Source organism: Stenotrophomonas sp. HMSC10F07 (genome assembly GCF_001807895.1).
Classification (GTDB): domain Bacteria; phylum Pseudomonadota; class Gammaproteobacteria; order Xanthomonadales; family Xanthomonadaceae; genus Stenotrophomonas; species Stenotrophomonas sepilia.
This window is the reverse complement of sequence record NZ_KV791455.1, coordinates 1-6,714: the sequence shown is the minus strand read 5'-3', so window position 1 is coordinate 6,714 and position 6,714 is coordinate 1. Positions and strand designations below refer to the sequence as shown.

Sequence of the window (6,714 nt, the reverse complement as noted above, 5' to 3'; positions counted from 1 at the left end):
GTTCACGGCGTGTCCTGCCAACCCACACCGCCCCACCCAACAAGCAGCAACCCAGAGCCGCTTTGGCTTTGGCTTTGGCTTTGGCTTTGGCTTTGGCAGTTGCTTTCAGCTTCAGCCCGCCGCAGGCGGACCACCGCGCGTCAGCGCGGCGCCTCCACATCCAACCCGATCGGGCAGCTCACGCCGGTGCCGCCGATGCCGCAGTAGCCGTTCGGGTTCTTCGCCAGGTACTGCTGGTGGTAGTCCTCGGCGTAGTAGTACGCCGGTGCCGGGTACACGATCTCGGTGGTGATCGGGCCGTAGCCGGCCTCGGTCAGCTGCACCTGGTAGGCCTCGCGGCTGGCCAGCGCGGCCTTGTACTGGGCCTCGTCGGTGGCATGGATCGCCGAACGGTACTGGGTGCCGGTGTCGTTGCCCTGGCGCATACCCTGGGTCGGGTCGTGGCTTTCCCAGAACAGCTGCAGCAGCCGCTCCAGGCTCACCACCGCCGGGTCGAACACCACCTGTACCACTTCGGTGTGGCCGGTCAGGCCCGAGCAGACCTCTTCATAGGTCGGGTTCGGCGTGATGCCGCCTGCATAGCCGACCGACGTGCTGTACACGCCCGGCTCGGTCCAGAACTTGCGCTCGGCGCCCCAGAAACAGCCCAGCGCAAAGCGGATCTGCTGCAGGCCGGCGAAACGGTCCTTCAGCGGATGGCTGTTCACGAAGTGCTGGTTGCTGTGCAACGGCAGTGGTTGGTCACGCCCCGGTAGCGCCTCTTCCGGGCGCGGCAAGCGCTGCTTGAAGGCGCCGATGCCGAGGATGCCCTGGCCAATTCCCAACATGATGCGCTCCTACGCCGGAAGGCCGGCAATGTCGTCTGCATCGGAAATGGGGTCGGACGGGGCCTGGCCCAAGTCCAGCGCCGCTACGATGTCCTCGGCCTGCGGCCGCGCCGCATCGGGGATGCCGACCCGCAACACGCCAAACAGCGGCAGCTCGCCCATCCCGCCCAGCAACTGCTCTCCGAACACGAACGCGGGGATACCGGCGTCTTCCAGGGCGTGCTTGACCAGATGGGCGTCGAACAGGTTGTCGGCCTTGTACACGATGTGCATGTGGCGGCTCCTCGGGGCAAGGGTCCAGCATACGCCCGGGCGCTGAATGCCGCCGGTGACGGCGTAATGATCGTTCCGCCGGCCAACGGCCGGCATTACCGGAAGATGGGCTGGTCGTGCCGGCCGCTGGCCAGCATCCCGAGGCGCTACCGGGCAGCCCCGCCCGGTACGCGCTAGACTGTTGGTCTTTCTGCCTTTCTTTTCGCCGACTCATGTCCGAGCACACCCCCGCCAGCCCCGAGACCCCCGCCGACAGCCACGAGAAGCGCGATTTCATCCGCCAGATCGTGCGCGAGGACCTGGCCAGCGGAAAGCACCAGGCGATCAAGACCCGCTTCCCGCCGGAGCCGAACGGCTACCTGCACATCGGTCACGCCAAGTCGATCTGCCTGAACTTCGGCATCGCCGGTGAATTCAGCGGCGTCTGCAACCTGCGCTTCGATGACACCAACCCGGCCAAGGAAGATCCGGAATACGTGGCCGCGATCCAGGACGACGTGCGCTGGCTGGGCTTCAGCTGGAACGAGCTGCGCCACGCCTCGGACTACTTCCAGGCCTACTACCTGGCCGCCGAGAAGCTGATCGAACAGGGCAAGGCCTATGTCTGCGACCTGTCGGCCGAAGAAGTGCGTGCCTACCGCGGCACCCTGACCGAGCCGGGTCGCCCGTCGCCGTGGCGCGACCGCAGCGTCGACGAAAACCTCGACCTGTTCCGCCGCATGCGCGCCGGTGAGTTCCCCGATGGCGCGCGCACCCTGCGCGCGAAGATCGACATGGCCAGTGGCAACATCAACCTGCGCGATCCGGCGCTGTACCGCATCAAGCACGTCGAGCACCAGAACACCGGCAACGCGTGGCCGATCTACCCGATGTACGACTTCGCCCATGCGCTGGGTGATTCGATCGAGGGCATCACGCACTCGCTGTGCACGCTGGAATTCGAAGACCACCGCCCGCTGTACGACTGGTGCGTGGACAACGTCGATTTCGCCCATGACGACGCGCTGACCCAGCCCCTGGTCGATGCCGGGCTGCCACGCGAAGCGGCCAAGCCGCGCCAGATCGAGTTCTCGCGCCTGAACATCAACTACACGGTGATGAGCAAGCGCAAGCTGATGGCGCTGGTCACTGAACAGCTGGTGGACGGCTGGGAAGACCCGCGCATGCCGACCCTGCAGGGCCTGCGACGCCGTGGCTACACCCCGGCCGCGATGCGCCTGTTCGCCGAGCGCGTGGGCATCAGCAAGCAGAATTCGCTGATCGACTTCAGCGTGCTCGAAGGCGCACTGCGCGAGGACCTCGACAGCGCCGCGCCGCGCCGCATGGCCGTGGTCGACCCGGTCAAGCTGGTGCTGACCAACCTTCCGGAAGGCCACGAAGAACTGCTGACCTTCAGCAACCACCCGAAGGACGAGAGCTTCGGCAGCCGCGAAGTTCCGTTCGCCCGCGAAGTGTGGATTGATCGCGAGGACTTCGCCGAAGTGCCGCCGAAGGGCTGGAAGCGCCTGGTGCCGGGCGGCGAAGTGCGCCTGCGTGGCGCCGGCATCATCCGCTGCGACGAAGTGATCAAGGATGCCGACGGCACCATCATCGAACTGCGCGGCTGGCTCGATCCGGAATCGCGTCCGGGCATGGAAGGCGCCAACCGCAAGGTCAAGGGCACCATCCACTGGGTGAGCGCCGTGCACGGCGTGCCGGCCGAGATCCGCCTGTACGACCGCCTGTTCTCGGTGCCGAACCCTGACGACGAATCGGAAGGCAAGACCTACCGCGACTACCTGAACCCGGAATCGCGCCGTACCGTCACCGGCTATGTCGAGCCGGCCGCAGCCAGCGCCGCACCGGAGCAGTCGTTCCAGTTCGAGCGCACCGGCTATTTCGTCGCCGACCGCCGCGATCACACCGAAGCCAAGCCGGTGTTCAACCGCAGCGTGACCCTGCGCGACACCTGGTCGGCCTGAGCACCTGCGCGGGCGCCCACACGGCGCCCGCACGCCCCCGACGATGATCACCGCCCTGTCCGTCCTGCTCTGGTTCATCTCGCAGCATCCGCTGCTGACGTTCTTTGCAGCGATGGTGCTGGCCGGGCTGGTCTCGTGGTGGCGACGCTTTCCAGGCTACGCCATCGTGGTGTTCCCGCTGGCGATGCTCAACATGTTCTTCGGCCACTTCCTCAACGCCACCTTCCTCAACCTGGTGGGCGAGCGCGGCGAAGCGGTGATCGTCAAGGCAGAGCGAACCAGCTCGACGCTCAACGAACAGTACATCTGGCGCTACGAAGCGGTGCTGCGCACGGCCGAAGGGCGCGATGTGGAGGCGGTGTTCCACACCAACACCGCCTCGCTGTGGCCGCTGGAAAACGCCATCCGCATCCCGGCGCGCGACCAGCCGTTCGTGATCAAGTACACGCCGGGTTTCCCGCGCAACTTCGTCATCCTCACCAACGAATCACCCCACGGCATCGCCCAGGCCCGGTCCAGCGCGCGCGAGCGCGTGGAGGTGGCAGCACGCAAGCTGCATTTCAGCCCGGGCAATGCCGATTTCCGCGCGGAGTATCGCCGCGAACTGGAAAGCTGGCTGCGCGACCACGGCAACGACCCGCAGCAGCAGTCCGACGCGCAGCGCTATCGCGCCGAACTTGACGCGCTCGACCGCTAGCACCAGGCCCGGCCTGGATGCTCCACCCGATCCATCCACAGGCCTGACATGACCACGACGTCCACCGCCCTCCTCCCACTGCTGCAGCAGGCCCTGCAGGACGCCAGCGTCGCCAGCCGCATCGACGGCAACGCGCTGCTGCTGGACAGCGGACTGCGCCTGACCCCGCATGCGATGGCCGCACACGCGCGCGACAACGGGGGCTGGCAGACCTCCACCGTCATCGAAAGCCAGCATCCGCTGCTGTTCGCTGACGGCCTGTTCGAGTACCAGCACGCCAACGGTACCGATGAACAGACATCACTGCTGGCCGGCTTCCAGGCCTGGGCACGGGTCGACCTGGTGACCCTGCAGACCGCGATCGGCGCCGAAGACGCACAGGCCCTGCCAATGATGGGCCTGACCTATCCGGCCGGCGATGGGGCCCGGGAACACGAACGCACCGTGGTGCTGGGTCCGCTGGCGCATTACCGCGAGCACGAGGTGGACGCCAGCACCTGCAGCGAGGACGACCATGGGTCCTGTCCGTGCTGCCTGTTCACCAGGAGCATGGACGCCTTCGACGAGCTGCTGAAGGCGCGCCCGTTCCTGGCCATCCGCCTGTTCGCCTCGCGCGATGCCGATGGCCTGTGCGAGGCCGATTGCCGGGTCAACGGCCACGATTTCGCCGCCGCCCTGCCCCTGCTGCGTGCCTATGCGGCCAGCTGGCCGCAGGCCGGGCTGGAGTTCCGCAAGCAATATGTGGTGATCCGCACCGGCTCGCCCGGCTGACCCACCGCCACACCCGATACAGGCCGGTGCGGCTACACTGCGCGCCGGTTTCCCAAGCAACCGCACTTTCTTCCATCCCTACGAGGCACCCCCGCGATGCTGTACGCGCAAGTCCACCTGACCCTTCCCGCCTGGATCCACGACCAGATCGACCTGGATCGTCGATATCCGGGCGATGAGGCCAAGGTCGCGCTGGCGATCGAGCTGTCGCGGCTGAACGTCGAGCACGCCAGTGGCGGCCCGTTCGGCGCCGTGGTGTTCGGCCCGGACGACAAGGTGATCGCTGCCGGCGTGAACCGGGTGATGCCACACGCGACCTCGCTGGCGCACGCCGAGAACATGGCCTACATGCTGGCCCAGCAACGCCTGCAGACCCCGCGCCTGAACGCGGTGCTGTCGCCGGTCACCCTGGCCACCAGCTCGCAGCCGTGCTGCCAGTGCTACGGCGCCACCGTGTGGGCGGGCATCGACCGCCTGCTGATCGGTGCCAGTGCAGCCGACGTCGAAGAACTGACCCCGTTCGACGAAGGCCCGCTGCCGGCCGACTGGGTCGGCGAGCTCAACAAGCGTGGCATCGAAGTGGTGCAGGGCCTGAACCGCGACGCCGCGCGCAGCGTGCTGCGTGCCTATGGGGAAGGCGATGGCGCCCGTTACTGAAACCGGCATCGGCCTGCTGTGCCTGTGCCGGCAGGGTTTCGAGCCCGAGCTGGCCGGCGAACTGCAGTTCCGTGCCGGCGAAGCCGGTTTCGCCGGTTATGCACGCACCCAGCGCAATGACGGCTACGTGCTTTTCATGTGCGACGAGGCCGCGGCGCTGGCACCGCGCCTGCGCTGGCGCGAACTGATCTTCGCGCGGCAGAAGCTGGTTGTGCTGGCCGAGCTGCCACAGCTGGATCCGGCCGACCGCATTACGCCGATGCTGGAGGTGCTGGCTGATGCGCCGCGCTTCGGCGACCTGTGGGTGGAGCATCCCGATTCCGACGCTGGCAAGCCGTTGTCCGGCCTGGCGCGATCCTTTGGCAATGCACTGCGCCCGGCGCTGCGCAAGGCCGGCAAGCTCAGCGACAAGCCGAACACCCGCCTGCCGCGCCTGCATGTGGTGTTCGTCGACGGTACCCATGCCTTCGTCTGCGTGGCCGACCCGGGCGACAGCGCGCCGTGGGCATTGGGCATTCCGCGCCTGAAGCTGCTGCCCGAAGCGCCTTCGCGTTCGGCGCTGAAGCTGGACGAGGCGCTGTTGACCCTACTGACGCCTGAAGAACGCGAGGCGCTGGCCAAGCCCGGCATGCGCGCGGCCGACCTTGGCGCCGCTCCCGGTGGCTGGACCTGGGTGCTCACCCGGCAGCACATGCACGTGCTGAGCATCGACAATGGCCCGCTGCGCCAGCACGTGCTGGACACCGGCCTGGTCGAGCACCTGCGCGCCGATGGCTTCCACTGGCACCCGGAACAACCGCTGGACTGGATGGTCTGCGACATGGTCGAGCAGCCGCGCCGCGTCGCCGAACGCATGGCCACCTGGTTCCGCGAAGGCTGGTGCAGGCATGCGATCTTCAATCTGAAGCTGCCGATGAAGAAGCGCTGGGACGAGACCCGGCTGTGCCTGGACCTGTTCCAGGACCAGGCCGGGAAGCCGCTGGTGGTGCGCGCCAAGCAGCTCTATCACGATCGTGAAGAGATCACCGTGCTGGCCTCGCCGCTGCGCTGATCCCATTGCATCCGCCGGGCATGGCCCGGCGCTACCGGGGAACGGAACCATGCGCTACCACTCGCTCACCCTGCTGATCACTTTGCTGTCAGTCGCACCGGCCATGGCCCAGCAACTGCCGCACACCCCGGCGCAGAGCCAGCCGCTGGGCCCCAGCGGCGGCGCGATCCGCCAGCAGCCACTGGATGCCGGTCGGGTCAGCGGCAGCGTCGAGATTGCACAGCCGGCCGGCGAGGCACAGGTGACGGTGCGTTCGCTGGAGCCCAGCAGCGTGGTTGGCCAGTACCGCATCCACTTCGCCGCGCTGGATGTGAACGGCGACGGTTTCATCAGCCGCGAGGAAGCGCAGGCCAACCCGGCGCTGGCCGACGAATTCAATTCGCTGGACCGCAGGCATCGCGGCAAGCTGGACCGCACCGACCTGGCCGGCTGGCTGGTGGATTGAAAAAGGGGACGGAGGGGATTAAGTCGTATGTG

8 protein-coding genes are annotated in these 6,714 nt (G+C 67.3%); 6 read left to right on the top strand and 2 right to left on the bottom strand.

The window, feature by feature from the left end:
- Nucleotides 1-140 precede the first annotated feature (140 nt).
- Together msrA and HMPREF3114_RS19480 are read right to left on the bottom strand one after the other, a co-directional pair.
- Nucleotides 141-806 carry a peptide-methionine (S)-S-oxide reductase MsrA gene (gene msrA / locus HMPREF3114_RS19485; protein ID WP_053501257.1) on the bottom strand — a complete coding sequence of 222 codons (666 nt, stop codon included), beginning with the start codon at nt 804-806 and terminating at the stop codon, nt 141-143.
- 30 nt (nt 807-836) lie between these two features.
- Nucleotides 837-1,100 carry a putative signal transducing protein gene (locus HMPREF3114_RS19480; protein ID WP_005415362.1) on the bottom strand — a complete coding sequence of 88 codons (264 nt, stop codon included), beginning with the start codon at nt 1,098-1,100 and terminating at the stop codon, nt 837-839.
- A gap of 212 nt (nt 1,101-1,312) precedes the next feature.
- Between HMPREF3114_RS19480 and HMPREF3114_RS19475 the strand changes: the two genes are divergently transcribed.
- From HMPREF3114_RS19475 to HMPREF3114_RS19450, 6 genes are all read left to right on the top strand, one after another.
- Entirely contained in the window at nt 1,313-3,061 is a 1,749-nt protein-coding gene (locus HMPREF3114_RS19475; RefSeq protein ID WP_053501255.1) for a glutamine--tRNA ligase/YqeY domain fusion protein, read from the top strand.
- 43 nt (nt 3,062-3,104) lie between these two features.
- Nucleotides 3,105-3,758, top strand: a complete 654-nt coding sequence (locus tag HMPREF3114_RS19470) for a hypothetical protein (RefSeq protein ID WP_053501222.1) — start codon at nt 3,105-3,107, stop codon at nt 3,756-3,758.
- Nucleotides 3,759-3,806: 48 nt separating this feature from the next.
- Entirely contained in the window at nt 3,807-4,529 is a 723-nt protein-coding gene (locus HMPREF3114_RS19465) for a DUF6348 family protein (RefSeq protein WP_053501225.1), read from the top strand.
- Nucleotides 4,530-4,625: 96 nt separating this feature from the next.
- Nucleotides 4,626-5,186 (top strand): nucleoside deaminase, encoded by a 561-nt coding sequence (locus HMPREF3114_RS19460; RefSeq protein ID WP_053501227.1) that lies wholly within the window; start codon nt 4,626-4,628, stop codon nt 5,184-5,186.
- Nucleotides 5,170-6,237, top strand: coding sequence for a 23S rRNA (cytidine(2498)-2'-O)-methyltransferase RlmM (gene rlmM, locus HMPREF3114_RS19455; RefSeq protein WP_053501233.1), 1,068 nt, complete (start codon nt 5,170-5,172; stop codon nt 6,235-6,237). The genes HMPREF3114_RS19460 and rlmM overlap by 17 nt, the downstream gene beginning before the upstream one ends.
- 49 nt (nt 6,238-6,286) lie before the next feature.
- Complete coding sequence (locus tag HMPREF3114_RS19450) at nt 6,287-6,682, top strand: EF-hand domain-containing protein (RefSeq protein ID WP_053501230.1); 396 nt, start codon at nt 6,287-6,289, stop codon at nt 6,680-6,682.
- Nucleotides 6,683-6,714: the final 32 nt, after the last annotated feature.

Excerpts from the sequence above, each read along its gene's own strand:
- HMPREF3114_RS19475 (WP_053501255.1), top strand. The coding sequence starts at position 1,313 with ATGTCCGAGCACACCCCCGCCAGCCCCGAGACCCCCGCCGACAGCCAC.
- HMPREF3114_RS19465 (WP_053501225.1), top strand. The coding sequence starts at position 3,807 with ATGACCACGACGTCCACCGCCCTCCTCCCACTGCTGCAGCAGGCCCTG.
- HMPREF3114_RS19450 (WP_053501230.1), top strand. The coding sequence starts at position 6,287 with ATGCGCTACCACTCGCTCACCCTGCTGATCACTTTGCTGTCAGTCGCA.
- HMPREF3114_RS19480 (WP_005415362.1), bottom strand. The coding sequence starts at position 1,100 with ATGCACATCGTGTACAAGGCCGACAACCTGTTCGACGCCCATCTGGTC.
- rlmM (WP_053501233.1), top strand. The coding sequence starts at position 5,170 with ATGGCGCCCGTTACTGAAACCGGCATCGGCCTGCTGTGCCTGTGCCGG.
- HMPREF3114_RS19470 (WP_053501222.1), top strand. The coding sequence starts at position 3,105 with ATGATCACCGCCCTGTCCGTCCTGCTCTGGTTCATCTCGCAGCATCCG.
- HMPREF3114_RS19460 (WP_053501227.1), top strand. The coding sequence starts at position 4,626 with ATGCTGTACGCGCAAGTCCACCTGACCCTTCCCGCCTGGATCCACGAC.